31 protein-coding genes and 2 pseudogenes are annotated in these 26415 nt (G+C 38.5%); 24 read left to right on the top strand and 9 right to left on the bottom strand.

The annotated features are described in order from the left end of the window. The first annotated feature begins 4 nt into the window (after nt 1–4). The 20 genes and pseudogenes from OCV43_RS06120 to rsfS all read left to right on the top strand — a co-directional run bounded on the left by OCV43_RS06120 (nt 5) and on the right by rsfS (nt 16113). On the top strand, nt 5–961 hold the full coding sequence (locus OCV43_RS06120) for an RluA family pseudouridine synthase (RefSeq protein ID WP_262623644.1): 957 nt from the start codon (nt 5–7) through the stop codon (nt 959–961). 50 nt (nt 962–1011) lie between these two features. Next, nucleotides 1012–1659 carry a histidine phosphatase family protein gene (locus tag OCV43_RS06115; protein ID WP_262623643.1) on the top strand — a complete coding sequence of 216 codons (648 nt, stop codon included), beginning with the start codon at nt 1012–1014 and terminating at the stop codon, nt 1657–1659. Next, nucleotides 1659–2192 carry a Holliday junction resolvase RecU gene (locus OCV43_RS06110; RefSeq protein WP_117698628.1) on the top strand — a complete coding sequence of 178 codons (534 nt, stop codon included), beginning with the start codon at nt 1659–1661 and terminating at the stop codon, nt 2190–2192. The genes OCV43_RS06115 and OCV43_RS06110 overlap by 1 nt, the downstream gene beginning before the upstream one ends. A 93-nt stretch (nt 2193–2285) precedes the next feature. Continuing rightward, on the top strand, nt 2286–3479 hold the full coding sequence (gene hisZ, locus OCV43_RS06105) for an ATP phosphoribosyltransferase regulatory subunit (protein WP_262623642.1): 1194 nt from the start codon (nt 2286–2288) through the stop codon (nt 3477–3479). Between the two features lie 2 nt (nt 3480–3481). Beyond that, the gene (hisG, locus tag OCV43_RS06100) at nt 3482–4135 is read left to right on the top strand and encodes an ATP phosphoribosyltransferase (protein ID WP_022243846.1); all 654 of its coding nucleotides are present in this window, start codon (nt 3482–3484) and stop codon (nt 4133–4135) included. Nucleotides 4136–4137: 2 nt separating this feature from the next. Next, on the top strand, nt 4138–5436 hold the full coding sequence (gene hisD, locus OCV43_RS06095) for a histidinol dehydrogenase (RefSeq protein ID WP_118665038.1): 1299 nt from the start codon (nt 4138–4140) through the stop codon (nt 5434–5436). Between the two features lie 15 nt (nt 5437–5451). Further along, complete coding sequence (hisB, locus tag OCV43_RS06090) at nt 5452–6045, top strand: imidazoleglycerol-phosphate dehydratase HisB (RefSeq protein ID WP_117946965.1); 594 nt, start codon at nt 5452–5454, stop codon at nt 6043–6045. Between the two features lie 8 nt (nt 6046–6053). Further along, nucleotides 6054–7334 carry a bifunctional phosphoribosyl-AMP cyclohydrolase/phosphoribosyl-ATP diphosphatase HisIE gene (hisIE, locus tag OCV43_RS06085; protein ID WP_117841069.1) on the top strand — a complete coding sequence of 427 codons (1281 nt, stop codon included), beginning with the start codon at nt 6054–6056 and terminating at the stop codon, nt 7332–7334. Nucleotides 7335–7393: 59 nt separating this feature from the next. Continuing rightward, nucleotides 7394–7726, top strand: a complete 333-nt coding sequence (locus OCV43_RS06080; protein ID WP_262623641.1) for a hypothetical protein — start codon at nt 7394–7396, stop codon at nt 7724–7726. A gap of 55 nt (nt 7727–7781) precedes the next feature. Further along, the gene (locus OCV43_RS06075; protein WP_262623640.1) at nt 7782–9647 is read left to right on the top strand and encodes a TIGR03960 family B12-binding radical SAM protein; all 1866 of its coding nucleotides are present in this window, start codon (nt 7782–7784) and stop codon (nt 9645–9647) included. Next, a complete protein-coding gene (locus OCV43_RS06070; RefSeq protein WP_262623639.1) occupies nt 9631–10353 on the top strand; it encodes a TIGR03936 family radical SAM-associated protein in 723 nt (240 codons plus the stop codon). Before OCV43_RS06075 ends, OCV43_RS06070 begins: the two co-directional genes overlap by 17 nt. After that, a complete protein-coding gene (locus OCV43_RS06065) occupies nt 10346–11611 on the top strand; it encodes a ribonuclease E/G (protein ID WP_262623638.1) in 1266 nt (421 codons plus the stop codon). Before OCV43_RS06070 ends, OCV43_RS06065 begins: the two co-directional genes overlap by 8 nt. A 222-nt stretch (nt 11612–11833) precedes the next feature. Next, nucleotides 11834–12139 (top strand): 50S ribosomal protein L21, encoded by a 306-nt coding sequence (gene rplU / locus OCV43_RS06060; protein ID WP_022243838.1) that lies wholly within the window; start codon nt 11834–11836, stop codon nt 12137–12139. A gap of 16 nt (nt 12140–12155) precedes the next feature. After that, nucleotides 12156–12485, top strand: a complete 330-nt coding sequence (locus tag OCV43_RS06055; protein ID WP_022243837.1) for a ribosomal-processing cysteine protease Prp — start codon at nt 12156–12158, stop codon at nt 12483–12485. A 3-nt stretch (nt 12486–12488) separates the two neighbouring features. Further along, nucleotides 12489–12779 (top strand): 50S ribosomal protein L27, encoded by a 291-nt coding sequence (gene rpmA, locus OCV43_RS06050; RefSeq protein WP_022243836.1) that lies wholly within the window; start codon nt 12489–12491, stop codon nt 12777–12779. A 150-nt stretch (nt 12780–12929) separates the two neighbouring features. Continuing rightward, nucleotides 12930–14219, top strand: a complete 1290-nt coding sequence (gene obgE / locus OCV43_RS06045; RefSeq protein WP_262623637.1) for a GTPase ObgE — start codon at nt 12930–12932, stop codon at nt 14217–14219. Between the two features lie 6 nt (nt 14220–14225). Next, nucleotides 14226–14519: a ribosome assembly RNA-binding protein YhbY gene (gene yhbY, locus OCV43_RS06040; protein ID WP_022243834.1), complete on the top strand. Its 294-nt coding sequence runs from the start codon at nt 14226–14228 to the stop codon at nt 14517–14519. A 45-nt stretch (nt 14520–14564) separates the two neighbouring features. Then, nucleotides 14565–15152 (top strand): annotated as a pseudogene (nadD, locus tag OCV43_RS14000) (nicotinate-nucleotide adenylyltransferase); the annotation flags it as partial. 30 nt (nt 15153–15182) lie between these two features. Next, nucleotides 15183–15767, top strand: coding sequence for a bis(5'-nucleosyl)-tetraphosphatase (symmetrical) YqeK (gene yqeK, locus OCV43_RS13995; RefSeq protein WP_227709568.1), 585 nt, complete (start codon nt 15183–15185; stop codon nt 15765–15767). Continuing rightward, nucleotides 15760–16113, top strand: coding sequence for a ribosome silencing factor (gene rsfS / locus OCV43_RS06025; RefSeq protein WP_022243832.1), 354 nt, complete (start codon nt 15760–15762; stop codon nt 16111–16113). The genes yqeK and rsfS overlap by 8 nt, the downstream gene beginning before the upstream one ends. Before the next feature lie 154 nt (nt 16114–16267). On the opposite strand, the gene lexA is transcribed toward rsfS, so the two are convergent. Further along, a complete protein-coding gene (gene lexA, locus OCV43_RS06020) occupies nt 16268–16885 on the bottom strand; it encodes a transcriptional repressor LexA (protein WP_022243831.1) in 618 nt (205 codons plus the stop codon). Between the two features lie 165 nt (nt 16886–17050). Here lexA and OCV43_RS06015 point away from each other — a divergent pair, with 165 nt between their 5' ends. From OCV43_RS06015 to OCV43_RS06005, 3 genes are all read left to right on the top strand, one after another. Continuing rightward, on the top strand, nt 17051–17527 hold the full coding sequence (locus OCV43_RS06015) for a LysM peptidoglycan-binding domain-containing protein (protein ID WP_262623636.1): 477 nt from the start codon (nt 17051–17053) through the stop codon (nt 17525–17527). A 227-nt stretch (nt 17528–17754) separates the two neighbouring features. Then, nucleotides 17755–18372: an SGNH/GDSL hydrolase family protein gene (locus tag OCV43_RS06010; protein ID WP_022243829.1), complete on the top strand. Its 618-nt coding sequence runs from the start codon at nt 17755–17757 to the stop codon at nt 18370–18372. Between the two features lie 129 nt (nt 18373–18501). Then, nucleotides 18502–19215 (top strand): lysophospholipid acyltransferase family protein, encoded by a 714-nt coding sequence (locus tag OCV43_RS06005; protein WP_022243828.1) that lies wholly within the window; start codon nt 18502–18504, stop codon nt 19213–19215. A 137-nt stretch (nt 19216–19352) separates the two neighbouring features. Here the strand turns inward: OCV43_RS06005 and OCV43_RS06000 are convergent, their stop codons facing one another. Both OCV43_RS06000 and OCV43_RS05995 read right to left on the bottom strand, forming a co-directional pair. Continuing rightward, on the bottom strand, nt 19353–20402 hold the full coding sequence (locus OCV43_RS06000; RefSeq protein ID WP_262623635.1) for a tyrosine-type recombinase/integrase: 1050 nt from the start codon (nt 20400–20402) through the stop codon (nt 19353–19355). Beyond that, a pseudogene (locus tag OCV43_RS05995) lies at nt 20402–21124 on the bottom strand (tRNA lysidine(34) synthetase). The gene OCV43_RS06000 and the pseudogene OCV43_RS05995 overlap by 1 nt, the downstream one beginning before the upstream one ends. A gap of 116 nt (nt 21125–21240) precedes the next feature. Here OCV43_RS05995 and dtd point away from each other — a divergent pair. After that, on the top strand, nt 21241–21690 hold the full coding sequence (dtd, locus tag OCV43_RS05990; protein WP_022243825.1) for a D-aminoacyl-tRNA deacylase: 450 nt from the start codon (nt 21241–21243) through the stop codon (nt 21688–21690). Nucleotides 21691–21978: 288 nt separating this feature from the next. Here dtd and OCV43_RS05985 read toward each other — a convergent pair whose 3' ends face one another. The 6 genes from OCV43_RS05985 to OCV43_RS05960 form a co-directional block, all read right to left on the bottom strand. Continuing rightward, entirely contained in the window at nt 21979–22608 is a 630-nt protein-coding gene (locus tag OCV43_RS05985) for a cytidylate kinase-like family protein (protein ID WP_022243824.1), read from the bottom strand. Nucleotides 22609–22787: 179 nt separating this feature from the next. Further along, a complete protein-coding gene (locus tag OCV43_RS05980) occupies nt 22788–23708 on the bottom strand; it encodes an RluA family pseudouridine synthase (RefSeq protein WP_227700087.1) in 921 nt (306 codons plus the stop codon). Nucleotides 23709–23722: 14 nt separating this feature from the next. After that, nucleotides 23723–24244 (bottom strand): signal peptidase II, encoded by a 522-nt coding sequence (gene lspA, locus OCV43_RS05975; RefSeq protein WP_227700088.1) that lies wholly within the window; start codon nt 24242–24244, stop codon nt 23723–23725. Nucleotides 24245–24340: 96 nt separating this feature from the next. Next, nucleotides 24341–25093, bottom strand: a complete 753-nt coding sequence (locus OCV43_RS05970; RefSeq protein WP_262623634.1) for a YlmH family RNA-binding protein — start codon at nt 25091–25093, stop codon at nt 24341–24343. Nucleotides 25094–25129: 36 nt separating this feature from the next. After that, the gene (locus OCV43_RS05965) at nt 25130–25651 is read right to left on the bottom strand and encodes a cell division protein SepF (RefSeq protein ID WP_117699220.1); all 522 of its coding nucleotides are present in this window, start codon (nt 25649–25651) and stop codon (nt 25130–25132) included. Nucleotides 25652–25670: 19 nt separating this feature from the next. After that, complete coding sequence (locus OCV43_RS05960) at nt 25671–26363, bottom strand: YggS family pyridoxal phosphate-dependent enzyme (RefSeq protein ID WP_227700089.1); 693 nt, start codon at nt 26361–26363, stop codon at nt 25671–25673. Nucleotides 26364–26415: the final 52 nt, after the last annotated feature.

Here is a 26415-nt window from a genome sequence, read left to right as displayed (position 1 = left end):
TGTTATGAAAACATTTATCATTAAAGAAAATGAAGCAGGACAACGTTTTGATAAATATTTAAAAAAGCTTTTAAAAGAAGCACCGTCAAGCTTTGTCTATAAAATGCTTCGGAAAAAGAATATTGTATTAAATGGAAAAAAGGCAGATGGATCCGAAAAACTGAATGCCAGAGATGAGGTAAAGCTGTTTTTAGCAGATGAAACTTATGATAAGTTTGCAGGAGCAGAGGTAAAAGAAAGTTTTCCAACCACAGCACTGGATATCGTTTATGAAGATGAAGATATTTTAATCATCAATAAACCTGCAGGAATGCTGTCACAGAAGGCACAGCCATCCGATATTTCTGCCAACGAATATATTATCGGATATCTTCTTCAAAGCAGAGCTCTTAAGGAAACGGATTTGCGGACCTTCCGGCCGTCCGTCTGCAACCGTCTTGACCGCAATACTTCAGGACTTCTGACAGCCGGAAAGACGTTAAAGGGATTGCAGGATTTATCCGAGACATTGAAAAAAAGAACCGTAAAGAAATATTATCTCTGCCTGGTAGCCGGATGCATTACAGCACCGCAGCATTTAAAGGGTTATCTTATGAAGGATGAAAGGCAGAATCGAGTATTTATTTCAAAGGAAAAAACAGCGGATGCACTCTGTATCGAGACAGAGTATGAGCCACTGGAAGTATATCAGGATGTCACACTGCTGCAGGTGCATCTGATTACCGGACGCAGCCATCAGATCCGTGCCCATTTAGCATCCATTGGTCATCCGATTATCGGAGACAGTAAATATGGTAATGAAAAAATCAATCATTTTTACCGGGAACGCATCGGCGTAAAACATCAGCTTTTACATGCTTACCGGATGATATTTGCAGATGGCAGATGTGTAGAAGCAGCTCCACCGGATGATTTTAATAAGGCTATTTGTTATGCAAATCAGAATGTCACAGAGCAGTAATTATTTTTAATGAAAGACTGTGGATGTTACAGGAAGGATAAATAAGTAAGATGAAAGTATATCTGATGCGGCATGGAGAAACCGATTACAATAAAAAAGGACTGATACAGGGAACCCTTGACATTCCATTAAATGAATTCGGACTGGAATTAGCCGAAAAGACCAAAGAGGGATTCAAAAAAGAAGGATTGACTTTTGACTACTGTTATTGCAGTCCGTTAATTCGTGCCAGACAGACGGCAGAGATTATTCTGCGAGGAACGGATACCCCTCTTTCCTATGATGAACGTATCCGTGAAATGAACTTCGGAGAAGGGGAAGGGCAGAAGCTTGCTGATCTCAGCTGGAATCCGGCCCTTAAAAATATTGATGCTTTATTTCATGCGCCGGAACAGTATCGTGCCACGGAACAGGGCGAAAGCTACGAAGCGTTACTTGCCCGGGTGGAAGACTTTTTAAAGCATGAAATTTTTCCGCTGGAAGAAAAAATGAAGCGTGTGCTCATCTGCTGTCATGGTGGAATCATCCGCGCATTTCTTGCATACATAAAAGGACTTGAAATCAAGGATTTCTGGAACAGCCACCAGCCAAACTGCAGTGTAAATATATTAGAAGTAAAGAATCAGAAAATAAGGATTCTCGAAGAACATAAAATTTATTACACACTGCCGGAAGAAAAGAAAGGAAGTATACTCTGATGCCAACTTGGAATTCCAGAGGATTAAGAGGTTCTACGTTAGAGGAATTTATCAACCGGACCAATGAAAAATATGCAGAGCATAATTTAGCAATGATACAGAAAATTCCGACACCGATTACACCAATTAATATTGATAAAGAAACAAGACATATTACCCTTGCCTATTTTGACCAGAAAAGTACCGTAGATTATATCGGGGCAGTACAGGGCATTCCGGTCTGCTTTGATGCCAAGGAATGTCACACCGATACGTTTCCTCTTGCCAATGTGCATGCTCACCAGATTCAGTTTATGCAGGATTTTGAAAATCAGCAGGGTATTTCCTTTATTCTGATATTTTATACCCAACGGGATGAATTTTACTATATGCCATTCCGACAGCTTTATGAATTCTGGGAGAGAGCCCAGAATGGCGGACGGAAGAGCTTCCGGTTAGAAGAATTAAATCCGGAATTTTTCCTGCCAAAGAAGTCAGGAATCCTGGTTCCTTATCTGGAAGGCTTGAAAAAAGATTTGGAGCTAAGGGATTGACAATTATTTCCAGGTAATATATACTAGGAAAAGCAATTCACCGTGGTAGCATGGTAGCACGCTAAAGTGTTTTGAGAAAAACTGGAGGTTTATATGAAAAATCAATTGTTACATACACCAGAGGGTGTCCGGGATATTTATAATGAAGAGTGTGAAAAAAAATTAGAGCTGCAGGATCGGCTGCATAAGGCTTTAAAACGACACGGATACCACAGTATTCAGACACCAACCTTTGAATTTTTCGATATATTTGGAAAAGAAGTTGGAACCATTCCATCCAACGAATTATATAAATTTTTTGATCGGGAAGGAAATACCCTTGTATTAAGACCGGATATTACACCATCTATTGCACGGTCTGCCGCAAAATATTTTATGGATGAGGATATGCCAATCCGCCTTTCTTATATGGGAAATACCTTTATCAATAACCATAGCTATCAGGGAAGATTAAAGGAATCTACCCAGCTTGGTGCAGAGTTAATCGGCGATGATACCGTAGATGGCGATGCAGAGATGATTGCTATGGCAATTGATGCATTAAAGAGCAGTGGTTTAAAGAATTTCCAGATTAGTGTGGGACATGTGGAATTCTTCCGTGGCTTAATGGAAGCGGCAGGGCTTTCCGAAGAACAGGAAGAAGTTATCCGGGAACTGATTGCTAATAAGAATTTCTTTGGCGTGGAAGAAGAGATTTCCGACTGCTCCATGAACCAGAATTTAAAAGAATTATTCGGAATGCTTGGAACCATTTATGATAATGCAGCTTCCTTTGAAGAGGCAAAGACCTATGCGGCTGATTATCCAAAGGTTTATAAAGCAATACGCAGACTGGAAGACTTAGATGCGGTGCTTAAAGTATATGACGTAGACAAATATGTGACCTATGAATTTGGTATGTTAAGCAGCTATCATTATTATACCGGAGTAATTTTTGCCGGTTATACTTATGGAAGCGGTGAACCGATTGTAAAGGGTGGTCGTTATGACAAGCTTCTTACTTATTTTGGAAAAGATGCAGCTTCCATTGGATTTGCGATAGTAGTAGACCAGTTAATGGCAGCAATTTCAAGACAGAAAATTGAGATTACCGTAAAACATGACAATCAGCTGATTGTATACAAACCGGAATACCGCAGGGAAGCAGTAAAGAAAGCCATTGCACTGAGGGCAAAGGACTGCAATGTGGAACTGATTGCCTGGGCAATGGATAAATCAAAAGCAGATTATGAAGCATATGCATTGCGAAATCAGATTGCAGAACTGACATTTATGGATGGAGAATAGAAATGGAAGATATGAGATATTTAACCTTTGCATTAGGTAAGGGAAGACTGGCAAATAAAACCTTAGAGACTTTTGAAAAAATCGGCATTACCTGTGAAGAAATGAAAGACAAGAATACCAGAAAACTTATTTTTGTCAATGAAGAATTAAAGCTTCGTTTCTTCCTTGCCAAGGGACCGGATGTACCAACTTATGTAGAATATGGTGCGGCAGATATCGGTATTGTGGGAAAGGATACAATTTTAGAGGAAGCAAGAAATATTTATGAAGTATTGGATTTGGGCTTTGGAAAATGCAGAATGTGTATCTGCGGTCCAAAAGAATCCAAAGAATTATTACAGCATCACGAACTGATCCGTGTGGCAACCAAATATCCGCGCATTGCAAAAGACTATTTTTATAATAAGAAACATCAGACTGTAGAAATTATCAAATTAAACGGTTCCATCGAACTTGCCCCGATTGTTGGACTTGCTGAGGTAATATGTGATATTGTAGAGACAGGCTCAACCTTACGTGAAAACGGACTTGAAGTATTAGAAGAAGTTTGTCCGCTTTCTGCCCGGATGGTCGTAAATCAGGTTAGTATGAAAATGGAACATGAGCGGATTACGAAATTAATTACAGATTTAAAATCGGTATTAAAGGAGGCATAAACATGCGTATTTTAGAGTTGACAGAAGAGACAAAGGGTAATATATTAGAGAATCTTTTAAAGAGAAGCCCCAACAGCTACGGCAAATTTGAAGCCAGCGTACAGGAAATCATCGAAACGGTACGTGCCAATAGAGATGCTGCATTATTTGACTATACAGCGAGATTTGATGGTGCAACGATTAATAAAGATAATATTTTAGTAACAGAAGATGAGATTAAGGAGGCTTATGATGCAGTAGATCCGAAGCTCCTTGAAGTCATCCGGAAATCTCTTGTAAATATCCGCACCTATCATGAAAAACAGCGTCAGAACAGCTGGTTTGACAGCCAGGATAAAGGTATTATCTTAGGTCAGAAGGTAACCGCATTAGCCCGTGTCGGTGTTTATGTACCGGGTGGAAAAGCCGTTTATCCTTCTTCCGTACTGATGAATATTGTTCCGGCCAAGGTTGCCGGAGTTGATGAAATTATTATGACAACACCGCCTGGAAAAGATGGTAAGGTAAATCCTTCTACCCTGGTTGCAGCAAGAGAAGCCGGTGCAGACCGCATCTATAAAGTAGGAGGCGCACAGGCAATTGCAGCTCTCGCCTTTGGTACCGAAAGCATTCCAAAAGTAGATAAAATTGTTGGCCCTGGAAATATTTATGTAGCTTTAGCGAAAAAAGCCGTATTCGGTTATGTCAGCATAGACTCCATCGCCGGACCAAGTGAGATTTTAGTATTAGCAGATGAAACAGCCAATCCAAGATATGTTGCAGCCGACCTTTTATCCCAGGCAGAGCATGATGAAATGGCTTCCGCAATTTTGATTACCACAAGCCGTGAACTGGCAGAGCGTGTTTCTGAGGAAGCAGCAAAATTTACTGCACAGCTTTCCAGAAAAGAAATCATCCAGAAATCCTTAGATAACTATGGATATATTTTAATTGCAGATAATATGGAGGAAGCCATTGCTGCAGTAAATGAAATTGCATCCGAACATATGGAAATTGTAACAAAGAATCCATTTGAAGTTATGACCAAGGTAAGAAATGCCGGAGCAATTTTCATCGGTGAATACAGCAGTGAACCGCTTGGAGATTATTTTGCAGGACCAAACCACGTTCTTCCAACCAATGGAACCGCAAAATTTTTCTCTGCATTATCCGTAGATGATTTCATTAAGAAATCCAGCATTATTTCCTATTCCAGGGAAGCATTAGAGGAAGTATATAAAGATATTGCCCAGTTTGCAGAGTGCGAACAGTTGACGGCACATGCAAATTCCGTTAAAGTAAGATTTGAAGACGAAAACTAAACGGAGGTTTGTTTCATGGAACAAAGACGTATTGCAGAATATACAAGAAAAACAAAAGAAACCGATATTTACCTTTCCTTTGATTTGGACGGCAGAGGGGATGCAAAGGCAGATACCGGAATTGGATTTTTCGACCATATGTTAGATGGCTTTGCAAGACATGGATTATTTGATTTAAATGTCAAAGTGACCGGAGATCTGGTGGTGGACTGTCATCATACCATTGAAGATACCGGAATCGTCCTTGGCAATGCCATTAAAAAAGCAGTCGGTGACAAAAAGGGTATCAAACGTTTTGGAAGCTGTATGCTTCCCATGGATGAGACACTGGTGCTTTGTGCGGTAGATTTATCCGGAAGACCGTATCTATCCTTTGATGCAGAATTTACCACAGACCGCGTAGGCTATATGGATACCGAAATGGTAAAAGAATTCTTTTATGCCATTTCCTATAGCGCCGGAATGAATTTACATCTTAAGGTCATTACAGGCGGAAATAACCATCATATGATTGAAGCCATGTTTAAAGCATTTGCAAAGGCATTGGATGAGGCAACCATCATTGACCCGCGTATTACCGATATATTATCAACGAAAGGCAGTTTATAGGTGAGCATATGAAACACAAGAATATAGTAGCAACCATTTATCTGAAAAACGGAGAGGCAGTAAAGAGCCCGAGTGACCTTAGTTCTGCAGGAGATTTAAAAGAACTTACCAAGCTTTATAATGACAGTGGAATTGATAAGATTTTAATCTATGACTTATCAACCGGTGATGAAGAGCATGAGAAAAATATTCATACGGTAAAAGATATTTTCCGTACTGTAGAGATTCCGATTTATGCAGGTGGAAATATCAACCGTCTGGAAGACATTAAGAAATTTATCTATGCCGGATGTAAACAGGTTGTTTTAAACGGTGCCAAATCTGTCAGCATGTCTTTGGCGGAGGAAGGTGCAAAACGATTCGGAAAAGACCGTATGATAGTTTCTGTAAAGAATATTGATTTCTTATTCAAACACAAAGATGAACTGGATGAATATTTCCATGAAATGATTGTTCTTGATCCATCCATGATGGACGGAGTAGAAAATATTACAAATCTGCCATATGTCGTTCAGTATGATAATTATGACAAGGATGCACTGGTGGATGTATTAAACCGTGAAAATGTCAGAGGAATCTGTGGTGCATTTATTAATGATACCAGGACAGATATCATGAAATTAAAGACAGAATTTGCAGCCAGCGGAATCCGTATGGACAATTTTGCTCCGGCATTAAAATGGAGTGATTTCAAATTGAATTCGGATGGAATGGTACCTGTTGTAGTACAGGATTACCGTACCGATGAAGTACTTATGGTAGCTTATATGAATGAAGAAGCGTTCAATACCACCATTTCCAGCGGAAAGATGACTTATTACAGCCGCAGCCGTAAGGCGTTGTGGATGAAGGGTGAGACCAGTGGTCATATCCAGTATGTGAAATCTTTAACGGCAGACTGTGATTTTGATACCATTCTTGCAAAGGTATCCCAGATTGGCGTGGCATGTCATACCGGAGCACCAAGCTGCTTCTTTAATGAAATTGTCAAGAAAGAATATGCTGAGAAAAATCCACTGCAGGTATTTGAGGATGTCTACTCCATTATTGCGGATCGTAAGATTCATCCAAAGGAAGGCTCTTATACCAACTACCTTTTCGATAAGGGAATTGATAAGATTTTAAAGAAGGTCGGCGAAGAAGCAACCGAGATTGTCATTGCCGCAAAGAATCCGGAACCGGAAGAGATTATTTATGAAATTTCAGATTTCCTTTATCATGCAATGGTATTGATGGTAGAAAAAGGCGTAACATGGGAGGATGTTACCCAGGAACTTGCCCAGAGATAACATACATAGTTCCTGCACTTTCTGCATAGATTACAGCAGAACAACAATCAGGCGATGATATGCAGAAAGGTGCGATTTATTTGGAACAGGATTATATTGCAAACAGACGGGAATATATTCTTCGTGCCAGAAATTCTTTTTCGGAATCACGGAAAGACACGGACGAGGAGTTAATAAACACAGGAAAAGCAGCCATTTGGAAAGTAAAATGGCTGCTTTGTATTTGTCTTTTTGTGGTGTTTGTTTTATGTGATAAAGGAAAGCTTCCTTTTCCGGGAACTGCCGGTGAAAAAGATACCAAATGGATGTACCGGCAATTAGAAGAAAACTATGATTATACAAAACTGCAAAAGTATGTTATGATAATTTCGGATTTTGCAAAAAATATATAAGCGTTATTTTTTTCACAAATCGGATTATGATATTTAAGAATGATTGAGGTACCAGATGAACACTTTAGCATTAAGTGATGAAATACTTTTAACAATTGATAAACCGGCCCGTTATATCGGAAACGAGCTGAACATGGTAAAGAAGAATCCGAAGGATGTTGACATCCGTTTTGCAATGTGCTTTCCGGATGTCTATGAAATCGGAATGTCTCACCTGGGCATTCAGATTTTATATGATATGTTTAATAAACGGGATGATGTATACTGCGAACGGGTTTATTCTCCGTGGCCGGATTTACACAAGATTATGAAAGAAAAAAATATTCCTTTATTTGCACTGGAAAGTCAGGAGCCGATTAAGGATTTTGATTTCCTTGGTATTACCATCCAGTATGAGATGTGCTATACCAATATTTTACAGATTCTTGATTTATCCCAGATTGCCATGCTGTCTTCTGAGCGAAAAGAAGATGACCCGATTGTAATCGGTGGCGGTCCTTGCAGCTATAATCCGGAGCCGATTGCCGATTTCTTTGATTTGTTCTATATCGGAGAAGGCGAAATTTCTTATACGGAATTATTTACGTTGTATAAGCAGTGCAGGAAAGAAAAGGTCAGCAGAAAGGAATTCTTACGCCGTGCAGCGTCTATTCCTGGAATCTATGTGCCTTCCATGTATGAGGTGGCTTATAAAGAAGATGGAACGATTGCATCCTTTACACCAAAATATGAGGATGTGCCGGCAACGGTAAAGAAACAGATTCAGATGGATATGTCCCATTCTGTTTACCCTGAGAAACCGGTTGTTCCTTTTATTAAAGCAACCCAGGATCGTGTGGTATTAGAGATTCAGCGTGGCTGTATCCGCGGCTGCCGTTTTTGTCAGGCAGGAATGATTTACCGTCCGGTCCGTGAAAAAGATGTAGAAGTCTTAAAACATTATGCTTACGAAATGTTAAAGAATACCGGACATGAAGAGATTTCTTTAAGTTCTTTAAGTTCCAGTGATTATTCGCAACTGGAAGAACTGGTTAATTTTCTGATTGATAACTTTAAGGATAAAGGCGTAAATATTTCTCTGCCATCTCTTCGTATCGATGCATTTTCCTTAGACGTTATGGGAAAAGTGCAGGATATCAGAAAGAGCAGCCTTACCTTTGCTCCGGAAGCCGGTTCCCAGCGTCTTCGTAATGTTATTAATAAAGGACTGACGGAAGAGGTGATTTTAAATGGTGCCGGAATGGCGTTTGAAGGCGGCTGGAATAAAGTAAAGCTTTATTTCATGCTAGGACTTCCGACCGAGACGGAAGATGATATGCGTGCCATAGCAGAACTTGCCAATAAAATTGCAGTCCGTTATTATGAGATTCCAAAGGAAGAGCGGAATGGAAAATGTCAGATTACTATCAGTACCTCTTTCTTTGTACCAAAGCCATTTACTCCATTCCAGTGGGCAAGAATGTATGATAAGGACAGCTATCTTGGCAGAGCCAAGGTGGTAAATGATGCTGTAAAAGAACAGTTAAACCGCAAGAGCATCAAGTATAACTGGCATGAAGCAGATGTTACGGTATTAGAGGGTATTCTTGCAAGAGGAGACCGCCGGATTGCCCCTGCCTTGCTTAAGGTTTATGAAAAAGGTGGTATCTTTGATGCCTGGACGGAATTTTTTGATAATAACCGCTGGGTAGAGGCTTTTGCGGAATGTGGCATCGATACCGATTTCTATACCATGCGGGAACGTCCTCTGGATGAAATTTTCCCATGGGATTTTATTGATGATGGCGTTTCGAAAAAGTTCTTAATCCGCGAATGGGAACGTGCCAGAAAAGAAGAAGTGACTCCAAACTGCCGGATGCAGTGTCAGGGCTGTGGAGCTGCTCAGTTTAAGGGAGGTGTCTGCTTTGAAAATAAGAATTAAATTTCGAAAATATGGTGTAATGAAATTTATCGGACACCTTGATATGATGCGTTATTTCCAGAAAGCAATGCGTCGTGCTGAGATTGATATTGCATATTCCGAGGGATTTTCCCCGCATCAGATTATGTCTTTTGCGGCACCGCTGGGAGTTGGAATCACCAGTGATGGAGAATATCTTGATATTGAAGTACATTCTACCAGAAGTTCAATTGAATCCGTTAAGGCTTTAAATGATACCATGGTGGAAGGTGTTGAAATCGTATCTTACCGGATGCTGCCAGAGCATGCCAAAACAGCGATGTCCATTGTTGCAGCAGCGGACTATAACGTATTTTATAAGAATAAAGGAAATTGTCCATTCACTTTGGATGAACTGAAAGTTAAAGTAAAAGCATTTTATGAAGATGCTCCGGAGATTCTGGTTACGAAAAAGACGAAAAAAAGCGAAAAAGTCATGGACTTAAAGCAGCTGGTATATGATTTTCAGGTTGAGGAAGCAGATGGCTGTCCATTCTTTTATCTTAAAGTATCTACAGGAAGCGTAGATAATGTAAAACCAGAGCTTTTGTTAGAAGCCTTTTACCGGTATCTGGAACTTCCTTATAACGAAATGCAGTTTCAGATTCATCGTGTGGACGTATATGCCCGAAAAGAAGACGGCACTCTGATTGCATTGGATGAAATGGGAGATGACATTCTTGAATAAATTTATCATTACAAGGCAGCATTATGTAGGCGACTCCTTTTTTACGGCACTGTTAGATGAAAAGGACAAGTTTAGGGAAATTGCATTTCATCCGTTATCCGAAGAAAATCAGGTTGTACCGGGAATAATTTGTATTGCCAGGGTAAAAAAGATTGCCGCGAACTTAGATGCCGCTTTTGTGGACATTGCAAAGGGAGTAACCTGTTATCTGGAAACAGCACATATAAAAGATGCCTGGTTTTCGAAGCAGTGCAGAAGCGGAAAGCTGACCGAAGGGGATGAACTTGTGGTGCAGATTACCAAAGAGGCAATCAAGACCAAGTATCCCATTGCAGATACTAAGCTTTCCCTTACCGGAAAATATTTTGTCCTGACAAATGAAAAACGTCCCCTTGCCATTTCTTCTAAATTAAGTGCGGATGAAAAAGAAAGGTTAAGCAGTCAGGTACAGCTTTTCGAACAGATGCAGCTTTTTGAAAAAGAAGCAGTTACTGATACAAAGCAGAATGCCGGACAGGAAGAAAAAAGAAAGCCGCATAGTCTTATCGTAAGAACCAATGCGGCAGGAGCTTCTCCGGAAGAATTAGAAACAGAATACCGGAAACTTTTATCTGACTATCAGAAGTTAGCTGCAACTTTTCATTTCCGTACCTGTTACAGCATTCTGATGCCGCCAAAGAAATTTTATGAAAATGCCATTAATCACCTTTACCAGGAAGAGCTTGGTGAAATTATTACGGATGATAAGAATATCTTTGAAGAGCTTCAACAGCTTTATGCCGGAAATCCTGATATTTTATCTAAGATACGGTTCTATGAAAATGATGCCATTTCATTAGGAACCCTTTATTCCTTTGAGACGCAGATACAGCGTGCAATATCGGAACGGGTCTGGATGAAGTCTGGTGCTTATCTTATCATTCAGCCAACGGAAGCTCTGACAGTTATCGATGTAAACAGTGGAAAGAATACTTCCGGAAAAAATGCAGAAGAATATTATTATAAGATTAATTTAGAAGCTGCTGCAGAGATTTCAAGACAGCTCCGGCTTCGTAATATTTCAGGAATTGTCATTGTGGATTTCATCAATATGGCAAAAGAAGAGCAAAGAAAAGAGCTGATGCACCAGTTCCGGTTATCCTTAAAAGAAGACCCGGTTTCGGTACGGCTTGTGGATATTACAAAGCTTGGCTTAGTGGAGCTGACCCGGAAGAAGGAACGTAAGAACCTTTTGGAGCAGGTGGCTCAGCTAAGATGATAGCAGCTGCAAAAGCCACATTAAGGTATATATCAAGATATGCAAAGAAATATCTGAATACAATACCCGAAAGTACCTGAAAAATAATTAAAATTATAGCGTAAAATAGTTGACGAATCCTAATTCGTGTGCTATGATATAACAGTATGCCGCACAGTGAGGTATAAGTCTATCGTAAGGATAGCACCACAACTGGCGAGTAATGATAATAGGAGGTGCCATATGTACGCAATTATAGCAACAGGTGGTAAACAGTACAAAGTATCTGAAGGCGATATCATTACCATTGAAAAGCTTGGTGTTGAGGCTGGTGAGAAAGTAACTTTCGATCAGGTTTTAGCAGTATCTGACAACGGATTAAAAGTTGGTGCAGACGCAGCTAACGCAACTGTAGAAGCTTCTGTAGTAAAAGAAGGCAGAGCTAAGAAAGTTATCGTTTACAAGTATAAGAGAAAAACCGGCTATCACAAGAAGAACGGTCATAGACAGGCGTTCACACAGGTGAAAATCGAAAAAATTAATGCGTAATCGATAGGAAATTGTTATGACAAAGATAACGATTTTTCGAAACCAGAAACAAGAGTATCTTGCTTTTTCCTGTGTCGGACATGCTGAATATGCAGATGCCGGAGAGGATATTGTATGTGCAGGAATTTCGGTTCTTGTGATTAATACAATCAATGCCCTTGGAATGTTCACAAAAGAACAGTTCAAGACCAATCAGGACGAAGAGACCGGATTGATTTCCGTATCTTTTGAGCAGCCGGCAGGACATGATGCAAAGTTACTTTTGGACACAATGGTTTTAGGCTTACAGGGAATACAAAACAATTATGGAAATGATTACATCATTTTAAACTTCAAGGAGGTGTAGAACATGTTGAATATGAACCTTCAGTTTTTTGCTCATAAAAAGGGAGTTGGTTCTACTAAGAACGGTAGAGATTCTGAATCCAAGAGATTAGGTGCAAAAAGAGCAGACGGACAGTTCGTTAAGGCTGGTAACATTTTATACAGACAGCGTGGAACAAAGATTCATCCAGGCGTTAACGTTGGTATCGGCGGAGATGATACTTTATTCGCATTAACAGACGGTGTTCTTAGATTTGAAAGAAAAGGCAGAGATAAGAAACAGGCTTCTGTTTATCCAGTAGCAACAAACGAATAAGATGCATGATAGACCCGACACGAAAGCGCCGGGTCTATTTTCACTTATAGGAAACTATATTTTAACTTGAAGTAATTTAGAAACAATTAAAGTTATCATTTGATTACAGTAACTGATATTTAATCACAATCAATAATGAGGTAGAAAATTATGTTTGCCGATAGTGCAAAAATTATTATAAAATCAGGAAAAGGCGGCAACGGTCATGTGAGCTTCCGCCGTGAAAAATATGTTCCGGATGGCGGCCCGGACGGTGGCGATGGTGGAAAAGGTGGCGATATCATCTTTGAAGTAGATGACAGCATGAATACATTAAATGATTTCCGTCATAAACACAAATGGACTGCAGAAAACGGAGAAGAAGGAAAAAAACGAAACTGCCACGGAAAAAAGGGTGAAGACCTTGTCATCCATGTTCCTGCCGGAACCATTATCCGTGATGCAGCTACCGATAAGGTAATTGCAGATATGTCCGGTGAGAATAAAAGACAGATTATTTTAACCGGTGGAAAGGGTGGACTTGGCAATCAGCATTTTGCAACCTCTTCCATGCAGGCACCGAAATATGCACAGCCGGGGCAGGAAGCATTGGAACTTGAAGTTCGACTGGAACTTAAAGTAATTGCTGATGTTGGTTTAGTCGGCTTCCCAAATGTGGGAAAATCAACTTTATTATCCTGTTCCACCAATGCAACACCAAAGATTGCAAATTATCATTTTACAACTTTAAATCCGATTCTTGGTGTCGTTGATTTAGGCGAAGGTGCCGGATTTGTCATGGCTGATATTCCGGGGCTGATTGAAGGGGCATCCGAAGGAATCGGTCTTGGACATGAATTCTTAAAGCATATAGAGCGAACCAAGGTTATCATTCATGTCGTGGATGCTGCCGGAACAGAAGGCAGAGATCCGATTGCAGATATTCATGCCATCAATCAGGAGCTGGAATCCTTTAACCCTGAATTGTTAAAGAAACCTCAGGTTATTGCAGCCAATAAAATTGATGCTATTTATGAAGGCAATAATGAAATAATTGAGAAATTAAAAGAAACCTTTGAACCATCCGGCATTAAAGTATTTCCAATTTCTGCGGTCAGCCGTCAGGGTGTACGTGAGTTAATGTTTTATGTGAAGAGTCTTTTAGATGAAATGGACGATACACCGGTTATCTATGAGCAGGAATTCTTCCCGGATTCGAGAGCATTAGAGGGTGAACCTTATACCATTGAGATTGATCCGGAAGATGGTGCTTATGTGGTGGAAGGACCTAAGATTGATAAAATGCTGGGTTACACCAATATTGATTCGGAGAAAGGTTTCCTTTTCTTCCAGAAATTCTTAAAAGAACAGGGTATCTTAAAGGAATTAGAGGCAAAGGGTATTCAGGAAGGTGATACAGTCCGTATGTATGGACTTGAATTCGATTATTATAAGGAGTAAATCATTATGGAATTAACGAGTAAGCAGCGTTCCCATTTAAGAGGAATGGCAAGTACGATAAATCCAATTTTCCAGATTGGAAAGGCATCTCTTACACCGGAAATTATTTCAGCAGTAGATGATGCCATTGAAAAACGTGAATTAATCAAGATTTCTGTATTAAAAAACTGTGCAGATGATCCTCGCGAATTAGGCGAAATGATTGCAGAGCGTACGCATGCACAGGTGGTTGCGGTAACTGGTAAAAAAATCGTTCTTTACCGTAAATCAAAGAAACATCCAAAGATTGAATTGTTATAAACGAAAGCTTTTATACCTTGGAAGGGTGGTAGAAGATTGAAGAAAGTGCGTATTGGAATTATTGGCGGAACCTTTGATCCGATTCATATCGGGCATCTGATTATTGCACAGAATGCGGTAACACAATATCATTTAGACCAGATTCTTTTTATTCCAACGGGACATTCGCCTCATAAGGATGATAAAGAGATTGAACAGTCTGCCCACCGGCTGGAAATGATTCGCCTGTCGATTAAAAATAATCCGGATTTTTATTTTTCGGCCATGGAGATTAATGCAGCCCGCACCAGTTATACGTATCTGACGCTGCAGGAGCTTCATCGGACCTATCCGGACTGGGAACTCTATTTCATTATGGGAGCAGATTCCCTTGATTATCTGGATAAATGGATGGAGCCGGCAGAAATTTGCCGTCTTGCAACGCTTTTAGTTGCCATCAGAGACGATTTGGATATGAACCGGATAAAGAATAAGGCTGCAGAGTTAAAGCGGCTCTATGAGGCAGATATAAGGCCGATTATCACACCAAATGTTTCCGTTTCTTCTCATAATATCCGGGAGCGGGTAGCAAAAGGGGAACCGATACGTTATCTTGTCACACCGGAAGTGGAAGAATATATTGCCCATCAGTGTTTATATCAGGAGGATGAAGGTCAGACACCAATGAACGAAAGATTAAATCAGATAAAAAAAACATTAAAAAAGGAATTGGATAAAGACCGTTACGAGCATACTTTAGGGGTCATGTATACTTCAGCCTGTCTTGCCATGGCAAATGGTTATGATATGGAAAAGGCTCAGCTTGCAGGTCTGCTTCACGATTGTGCCAAATGTATTCCAAACGAAAAGAAATTAAAAATCTGTGCGAAGAATAACATTCCTGTCACGCAGGTGGAAAAGGATAATCCTTTTTTACTTCATGCTAAAGTCGGTGCATTTCTTGCCAGAGTATTATATGAAGTAGAGGACGAAGAGATTCTTCATGCAATTTCTGTTCATACCACCGGGGCACCGGCAATGAATACACTGGATAAAATCGTATTTATTGCTGATTATATCGAACCAAAACGGGATAAAGCAGCAAACCTAAAAGAAATCAGAAAAACAGCCTTTGAAGATTTAGATGAAGCACTGAAAATGATTTTATGTGATACCATTCATTATCTCAATGGCAGTAAAAATGATAAAAATATCGATCCAATGACACTTGAAACATATCATTACTATACAGGAGGTTCTCATGAATAAACAGTCGAAAGAAATGGCGAAACTTGCATATCAGGCTTTATCGGAAAAGAAGGCAGAAGATATCCGTATTATTGATATCAGTGAAATATCTGTTATCGCAGATTATTTTATTATCGCCAGTGGAAGCAATGCCAACCAGTTACAGGCTATGCAGGACAGCGTAGATGAACAGTTATATAAAGCCGGTTATCATGCAAAACAGATTGAAGGAAATCAGCGTTCCAGCTGGATTCTGATGGACTACAGTGATATTATCGTTCATATCTTCTCAAAAGAAGATCGTCTCTTCTACGATTTAGAGCGCATCTGGAGAGATGGAAAAGATATTGACCCGGAAGAACTTTAAGAAATATATAGTTAAGAAGTATATTATGAAAAGGGATATATAAAAAGTTATATAATAAGATGTTCATATCAGGAAGGCACTATCGTACAAACACAGTCTGTATGGTAGCGCCTTCTTTCTAAAATATACTTACTTAATAAGCCTGAAATTATTACTAAGCCAGGAAACGGAATACGCCGAATACCTTTCCGAGAATAGAACATTCTTTCACAATAATTGGATCCATGGAATCATTTTCTGGCTGCAGGCGATAATAACCATCCTCCTTATAAAAGGTCTTAACCGTTGCAGAATCATCTACAAGAGCAACCACAATATCACCATTAGATGCAGTAGACTGACGCTTTACAAGAACATTATCCCCGTCGAAAATACCTGCATTAATCATACTTTCTCCCTTAACTCGAAGCATAAAGCTTTCTGCATTTGGCATAAACTCTGCCGGAATAGGAAAATAGCTGGTAATATTTTCTACTGCAAGAATCGGCTGTCCTGCAGCAACACTTCCTACCATAGGAACATTAACAACCTCACGTCTGGTTAAATTAAAGCTGTCATCAATGATCTCAATTGCTCTTGGCTTCGTAGGGTCACGTCTGATATATCCATTCTTCTCAAGAGTTTCCAGATGAGAATGAACCGAAGAAGTTGATTTCAGATTAACTGCTTCACAAATTTCACGAACAGCAGGTGGGTATCCTTTATTTAAAATTTCCTGTTTAATATATTCAAGAATTTCCTTTTGTTTTGAACTGATTTTTCCGTATGCCATCTCATTACCTCCTTTTTATATTCTAAGTCTAACATATGTTCACAGAAAAAGCAAACACATATTCCGAAAATTTGTTCGCTTTTCTTCTTGACAAACGAATGTTCCCTATATATAATGCATATATAAACAAATGTTCGCAACAGATGTTCGAAAGGAGATAGAACAATGAATCGTGATAATAGAGTATATGGATACAACGAATATAAAAAATACTACGGAAGGGGAAATAAAATAGACAACAGACGCAGAGATATGGATAGAACTCAGTATACATCGAATCGTACGATGGCAATTCGTGCAAACGGAAGAAGAAACAGAGCATATGTGTGCCAGATTCAAAGATATCTTATTATTTCTTTTCTGGCAGTGCTTTTAACCATCCTTGGTGTTATTTTAGGAAGCAACCTGCTTGCTTCTTCACAGAGCAAAGCTTCCAATGAGGTAAATACCTATAAATATTATACCAGCATTGAAGTACAGAAAGGGGATACTCTCTGGACTATTGCCCAGCAATATGCCGGTGATGACGCCGATTATGCATCCTATATCGAAGAAGTAAAAGAGATGAACCAGTTGACCAGTGATACCATCCATGCGGGAGAGTACCTTACTGTTTCTTATTCTTCCAGTGAATTTAAATAGGATTTCAGATATGACAGAACACAGACCGCTTTTAGATAAATTAGATACCTTTCTGGATAAATAAGATATGCAAGAAGAGATTTTGTTTTAATGCTATTTTAAATATTATTTTTAATTTTATATTGACTTTTCATAGTAACCATATTAATATAGTAGGAAATTAGAAAAAGTATTATTTTCAACTACATATATCAAATTACATTGTTTTAGACAAATGGAGGTTTACTATGAAAGAAATATTATGCTTTGGCGATTCAAATACTTACGGTTTAATTCCAGGCACAAAAGAGAGATATGGACGTGATACCAGATGGACAGGTCTTTTAGAACAACATTTATATGAAAAAGGTTATCGTATTATAGAAGAAGGTTTATGCGGTAGAACCACCGTCTTTGAAGATGAGCTAAGAGAGGGACGGAAGGGGGCTGCCTTACTTCCGACACTGTTAGAAAGCCACGCTCCAATTGACCGGGTTGTTCTTATGTTAGGAACGAATGACTGCAAAAGCTTATATAATGCATCAGCAGAAGTAATCGGACTTGGAATAGAACAATTATTAAAACAGATCCGGAAAATTGATTCAGATACCCGTATTTTGTTAATTTCTCCAATCCAATTGGGAGAAGGAGTTTGGGAGCCGGAGTTTGATCCTGAATTTAATCAAAAATCTGTTGAAGTATCTAAAAAATTAAAATCCGTTTATCAAAGAATTGCCCTAAAATACAACTGCGATTTTCTTGCTGCATCTGATATTGCAGCACCAAGCAGTGCTGATAGAGAACATTTAAATGAAGAGGGACATCAGAAGCTGGCAGAAGCAGTCCTTAAAGTGATTGCAGCATAATATGCTAAGAAATTTAAAATAAAAATTTATCAGAAAAGAAAGAATAGTTGTCGAATTTTCGGAATGTGGTATAATAGTTATGTATTATTTTATACATAGTACAAGATTAAAATATCAAGGAGTTAGAAAATGTTACGTTTTATATATGTTATTCTAATGAATCTTTTTCGAGCCCCATATATTATACCGAAAATGAGAAAGTGGGCAGATCATCCGGAAAAATATTCGGAAGAAGAACGATATAAACTGGTTCGTCATGTCATTTATTTAATGAAGCGTTCCGGTAAAATCAAGACTGTAGCCTATGGCGAAGAAAATCTTCCAAAAGAAGGTGGATATGTTATGTATCCGAATCATCAGGGTAAATATGATGCTCTTGGTATCATAAGCACTCATAAGGAACCGTGTTCCCTTGTTATGGACGAAGCAAAATCCCATACCATTCTGGTAAGTGAATTTGTTGACTTACTTCAGGGTAAGCGTTTAATAAAAGATAATGTCCGTCAGGCTTTGAAAATTATTACCGAAGTTTCAGAAGATGTAAAGAACGGAAAGAAATACATTCTTTTTCCAGAAGGTGGTTACGAATTCAATAACCGTAATCGTGTCTGTGATTTTAAAGCGGGTAGTTTTAAATCTGCAATAAAAGCACATGTACCAATTGTACCAATTGCGCTGATTGATTCCTACAAAGTCTTTAACAGTTTTTATCTGTGGCCGATTACTACACAGGTTCATTATTTGGAGCCGATTTATTACGAAGAGTATAAAGATATGAAATCCAAAGAAATTGCCGAATTAGTAAAACAGCGGATTCAGGATAAGATATCAAGTATTTTATAAGATTCCTTTTATTATCTTATATTAAAACAGTTTCCCTTCTGGTGATTATAAATATATTTCTACTTTTATAATACCGGAAGGGAAACTGTTTTTCTTATAAAATATTAATTATAATATAATGATAAGAATGCTTATTTTTATTCATCCCGCAAATGAATATATTTTGGAGCAGTTCTTCGACGTTCATCCTCTAAGGCCGCATAATGCTTTTTCGTGGTATTTACATCTTTATGGCCTAAGACATCAGCCACCAGGTAAATATCGCCTGTTTCGCGATATAGTGACGTTCCATAGGTACTTCTCAGTTTATGCGGTGTAATATTCTTCATCGTGGTAATTAATTTCGAGTATTTTTTTACCAGATTTTCTACTGCCCGGACACCGATTCGTTTCTTCTGCAGGGAAAGGAAGAGGGCATTGTTGCTTCCTTCCACAGCTTCAATGGTATTTCTTTCTTCCAGATAATTCAAAAGAGCAGTGCGAACCTCATCACCGAAGTATACAACGACTTCTGCACCACCTTTTCGATGTACTTTGATTCCGTTGTTACGAAAGTCTACATCTGTGATATCAAGTCCCACACATTCAGAAACACGGATTCCTGTTCCTAAAAGCAATGTCATAATTGCAAGGTCACGACATTTGGTCTGTTCATGAAACTTTTGCTGGCGTTCGGTTAATTTTTCACCAGATTCAACTTCATCTAACAGCATAGCAACTTCATCTACATCAAGTCTCGTTATGGTTTTTTCATGTTTTTTTGGCATCCGGACAAGCTGTGCAGGATTTTTTGTTATCATTTCTTTACAGAAATAGTAATTATAAAAGCTTCGTAAGCTTGCCAGTTTACGTGAAATGCCTCTTTCATCATTGGTATGCGCAACACCATCTTTTTCATAAACCCTTAAATAATCAAGATATTCCTCAATATCCATAGGCGAAATCTGGTCTAACAAATCGATGGTGAATTCATTTACCGGCTTTTTCGCACAAATGGGATTATTTTGATGTATAAAATCAAAAAATATACCTAAATCATATGCATAAGCCAATAGGGTCCGGGACGAAACAGACGCCTTCATTCCTATAAAAAACTCTCGGCAGAAGGGGGGCAGCTCCTTCTGAAGTTCACGTAACTTTAATTCATTTTTTGTATTTACCGATTCATAATATGCTTTTTCATTCATTAGCTGATTGCCCTCCAATCGGGAATATTCCCATTTATAATTGCTGTAAATAAACACTTCTTTACACCAGGATGCTCCTTATTAAGCTGCTGTAATAAATCCTTGGCATATTGGCGCTGCGTTTTTCCGTCAAATGCACATGAATTTTTGACTATAGGAAGATTGTAATGATTTTAAAAACCAATTACATCGACTTCCGGAACATACATCAACGGCCGGATAACATCAAGATTACTACGGTCGAGATGTGTAACCGGTGGAAATGCATAAAATCTTCCTTCAAACATAAGAGAAAGCAGCATCGTTTCTATGATATCATCCTTATGATGCGCATAAGCAACTTTGTTGCAGCCAAGCTCAATGACCGCCTGATTCAATGCTCCTTTACGAAGCTTTGCACAAAGAGAGCAGGGGCTATTCTTTTTGTTCTGCTCTTTTATAATTGCCCCAATCTGTGTTGGAATAATATGATATGGCACATCCAGTTTCTGACACAATGCTTTGATTTCTGTTAAATCAAAATCCGGATATCCCAAATCAACTGTTATGGCAGTAAGAGAGTAGTGCACCGGATAAAATCTGCGTAGACCAGCCAGGGCATATAGCAGCGTAAGACTGTCTTTTCCTCCGGAAATACCAACCGCAATAGAATCATTTTCTTTAATCATCTGAAAATCATCAATTGCCTTTCTAGTATAACTATATAATTTTTGAAGTTTCATGAATAGCCTCCAAGTTTTGTGTTTTACGAATACATTATACATGAAAACTACTGGAAAATCCATGTCTTTACATATATAATAGGATAAGAATATGTAATGAAAGGAATTTTAGAAGAATGAAATTCGTAATACAGCGTGTTACACATGCCAAAGTTGAAGTTGAACAGAAAATTATTGGTTCCATTCAGAATGGCTACCTGGTATTAATCGGAATTGCTGAGGATGATAATGAAGAAATTGCAGATAAATTAGTTAAAAAGCTATTGGGATTAAGGATTTTTGCAGATGAGAATGGCAAGACAAATTTAAGTCTAAAGGATGTAAATGGATCCCTCTTGTTAGTTTCACAATTTACATTATATGCAGATTGTCGTAAGGGAAATCGACCGTCCTTTGTAAATGCAGGTAATCCAGAAAAAGCCAATGAATTATATGAATATATCATTGAAAAATGTCGTGACGAAGTTCAGGACGTACAAACTGGTTCCTTTGGAGCCGATATGAAGATAACTTTGCTGAATGACGGTCCATTTACAATTATATTAGATTCAAAAGACTTGATGTAAAGGCTGCTTTGTGCGTTAGTATGGTATATATAGGGTGTGAGTTATTTATTCGCAAAACTCATGTTTTACGAATAAATACTGCCATTTTAAGCCGGTTAGCACCGACGCACGCATAAATGCCTTTGACCTATGCAGGCATTCCCTTATGGCTGTTTCAGAGCTTTTTATAGCCCCTTTGGCAGTTCTGCTTTATAGCAAATGAGGGAAAAATATGAATGAAAAATAAAAAGTGCATGAACTCTAAAGTTTCTTTTGAAATACTTTAAAAGTTCATGCGCTTTTTGGTTCTTATTTCATAAGATATAATGCACGATACTGTAAAATCATTTCTACACATTTATCAATGCCAAGAGCGCTGCTGTCTAAGGTCAGATGATAGCTTCTTGAGTCGCCCCATTTCTTGCTGGTATAGTAATTGTAGTAGCTGGCACGCTGTTTGTCCTTTTTCTGGATTGCATCCTTTGCTTTGGATTCATTTACCTGCAATTCAGCAGCTACACGTTTTGTCCGGAATTCCTTGTCAGCATGAATAAATACATTGATGCAGTTTGGATTTTCTGCCAGTGCATAGTCGGCGCAGCGACCAACAATGACACAGGATTCTTTTTCAGCAATTTTCTTAATGGTTTCAAACTGTGCTAAAAATACTTTATGATTTAAGGGCATATCTAAAAACGGTGCGGATGAATAGCCATTTATGGAATATGTATCCATAACTAAAGAATATAAGAAACTGTTCGTTGGCTTTTCGTCCTGATTTTCAAAAATTTCACGGCAGAAACCGCTTTCTTTTGCAGCTTCCTGTAAAAGCTCTTTATCATAAAACTTTATGCCGAGACGATCTGCAACTTTCTTGCCAATTTCTCTTCCGCCACTTCCAAATTCACGTCCGATGGTTATAACAACATTATTTCCCATAGCAATCACCTCTTTATGCAAAATATATAACTTGATAGATGAATTATAACATATTTAGTGCACTATTCCTAGTATTTTCTGAAAATAAATAAGATTTTTTAAAATTAAACACAGCCAAACACTAAATATTACCGAAAATAATACCGGAGAAAGCAAAAAAATTGAAGAAGATTCCCGAACTAATTCTTCCTCAATTTATTTAAAAGTTCTTCAAAATATTCCGGAATCGGTGCTTTAAACTCAACATATTCTCCGGTTGTCGGATGCACAAATCCAATGATATAAGCATGAAGGGTCTGTCCTTGCAGATGATATGGATTCTTCAGACTGCCATATACGGTATCGCCCAGTAAGGGATGACCAATACTTGCCATGTGAACACGAATCTGATGGGTACGTCCCGTTTCCAGTTTGAATTCCATATAAGTTGCATCTTTTAGACGCTCTATAACACGGTAATGGGTAATTGCCGGTTTCCCATTTCGTTCATTCATTGCCATTTTCTTACGGTCTTTTGGATGACGGCCGATTGCACCTTCAATGGTGCCGGAATCTTCTTTTACAATCCCCTTTACAATGCCGCGATAAAGCCGGTTAACGGAATGCACTTTAATCTGTTCTGCAATCAGACGATGGCTCTGGTCATTTTTGCAGATAATCAGTGAACCGGTGGTATCCTTATCAATTCGATGAACGATGCCCGGCCGGATTTCACCATTGATTCCGGAAAGATTTTCCCTGCAATGGTGCATGATTGCATTTACAAGGGTTCCGCTGTAATGTCCGGGACATGGATGTACAACCATATCTTTGGGTTTATTAACGATAATTACATCATCATCTTCATATAAGATGTCTAATGGAATAGCTTCTGGTAAAATTGTTGTCTTTACCGCATCTGGTATGGTCACAGAAACCATATCTTCTATATGCATCCGATAATTTGCTTTTGATTGCGGCACATCATTAACTGATACCAAACCATCCTTTATCAATTTCTGAAAGAAACTTCTGGACTGTTCCGGGTAGATAGCAGCCAGAAACTTATCCAGACGTTCCTCTTCATATTCATCCGTAACTTCAAAAGTTTCATTATGCATAAAAGAAATTCCCCCTACTCTTCCGCTTTTTTGCTTTTCATAAATGGGAAAATCTGACCTAATTCCTCTTCCTTATAATAAAACAGCATCAGCAGAATAAAGAGAATACATGCTACTACCACATAAATATCTGCAACATTAAAAATCGGGAAATTAATCAGCTTAAAATAAAAGAAGTCAATGACATACTGGTGTACAACACGGTCAATCATATTTCCAATAGCACCGGCAACAATCAGTACAGCAACAATGCGGATTGGTGTAAATCTTTTCGTCAGTGGAATATTATGATAAAGAATTACCACTATTACAAGGAAAATCAATGTCCCAATTACAAAAAGAGTTTTCTTTCCCTGCATAATACCAAAGGCTGCCCCTTGATTTTCAAGATACTGCAATTCAAAAACGTTCTTAATAATTGGAATCGCAGCCTGTCCTTTGAGATGAAGCACGGCTAAATATTTTACTATCTGGTCGAGAAAAAGTAATACTGCTGTACTCAATATAGTAACTATATACATGATCTTCTTATTCATAAATCTATCGCCTTTCGTCTTTTTATGAAACATACTGCTGGAAGTGGATTTTCATCATTAATCAAACATGCTGCCGGAAGTGGATTTCTTCATTAATCAAACATACTGCCGGAAACGGATTTTCATCTTACTTTTCTTTGTGGTGCCAATTTCCCCATCAAAAATAAATTTTCCGGTGCCGCGGATGGAAATCACATCATTTTGTTTACATAAGTATGTGTTATGTAAACACTCTGCACCATTGATAAAAATTTTACCGGATTGTATCAGCACAACCGACTGGCTTCTTGATTTTCCGCTCATGGCAGCTATCACACTATCTAAGCGATTCGATGCCACAATTTTTTCGAATTCTTTTAATTCTGGCCCCACTGCCATAGCTGATGGTTCTTCTAAAACACAATGTACTATAGTATGACATACCTGTTGAAGTTCCTCGGCTATGTAATCGGCAATTTCCCTTTTTACAAAAAGGTAAGCCTTATTATCCTTTATCAGAATGTCTCCAAGCTTCTCTCTTGCAATGCCAAGATTCATCAATGCTCCCAATACATCCCGGTGGGAAATTGTATCTGCAAATTTCGGATAAGCCGGTGCAATTTCAATACATTTAATCGGATAACTCCATTCATAATAAAGAGCATCAGGAAGAAAAGCTGCTATCTGACGCTCTGCATAAAAACAGCCGCCCGATAATTCATAGGTAATTCCCAATGATCCGGCGCAGCTATTTAAGATATTCTGTTCATTCAGGGTAAGAAAATCGCTGAAACAGACAATCCCCTTGCGTTGTGCCTGCTGGAACAAGTCCAGGAAGCGTTTTTTTATTAATTGTTCATCCTGCATCATAGCTATATCACATCATATATTTTGATTGTAATACTATTAACGAAAATCTGTCTGAATGGACGAACCGGAGAAGCTGTCTAAAATCTCCTGGAAGTCACCTGAAATATCAACAGATTCCGGTGTAATAATAAAGATATAATTGGATATCTTCTGCAAATTTCCATTGATTGCATAACAGGAACCAGAGGTAAAGTCAATAATTCTCTGGGCAATCTCAACATCCAGACCCTCTACATTCAATACAACGGTACGGTTCATAAGAAGAGTCTCAGTAATCTCTCTTGCATCCTCAAAAGAGGTTGGCTTAATCACACAGACTGCCATATTACCATTCTGCTTCCGGCTGCTGCGCATTGGAGTAATCTTGCTGACTGCTTTTGGTTTCTCCTTTACAACAGGCTCATCGAAATCGTCATCCTCTTCCTCATGCTTATGGAAAAGCTTTTTCTTTGGCTTTTCTTCTTCCTCATCATCATAATAATCGTCATCATAGAAATCATCGTCGTCATCATCTGAGTTCAAACGCATAACATCCATAAATTTATCAAAAAGACCCATTGTTCATTCTCCTAACTACTTATTTATTATAATTTCTTTCACCAAAAATTCCGGTACCGACACGAACCATTGTAGCACCTTCCTCAATGGCAACCATATAATCTCCTGTCATACCCATGGACAGGACATTCATAGATACATTATCAATGTTTTTTGCGGCTATGTCAACAGATAATTGGCGGATATTTCGAAAATATTGACGGTTATCTTCTGGATTTTCTACAAACGGAGCAATGGTCATAAGTCCTTTTATCCGTACATTTTCAAGCTGTGCAATCTGTTCTACCAGTGCAATGGCATCCTCTGCATGAACACCAAATTTGCTGCTTTCTTCAGCAATATTGACTTCCACAAGAATCGGAACTGTGATATTTTTCTTCTTTGCCTGAATATTAATTTCTTCAGCGAGACGGTAAGAATCTACAGAATGAATCAGGCAGACCTTATCAACGATATATTTCACTTTATTTCTCTGTAAATGACCAATCATATGCCATTTGATATCCTGTGGAAGCTCATCATATTTTTCTACCAGCTCCTGCACTTTATTTTCCCCAAAGTCACGGATGTTTTCATCGTAAATTTCCTGCAGCATTGGTACCGGCTTGGTCTTGCTGACAGCAATCAAAGTTACATCTTCCGGATTTCTTCCGGACTTTTCACATGCCTTTAAAATATTTTCCTGCACTTCTTTTAAGTTTTCTTTCAGCATTTTATACACCTCTTAATCTCATGATATCATTTTATGATAATGTTACTTTTTT

The sequence above is a fragment of the Roseburia amylophila genome, assembly GCF_025567465.1.
Taxonomy (GTDB): Bacteria; Bacillota; Clostridia; order Lachnospirales; family Lachnospiraceae; genus Roseburia_C; species Roseburia_C amylophila.
The sequence above is the reverse complement of the archived record's forward strand: the minus strand, read 5'-3'. Positions and strand labels throughout refer to the sequence as shown.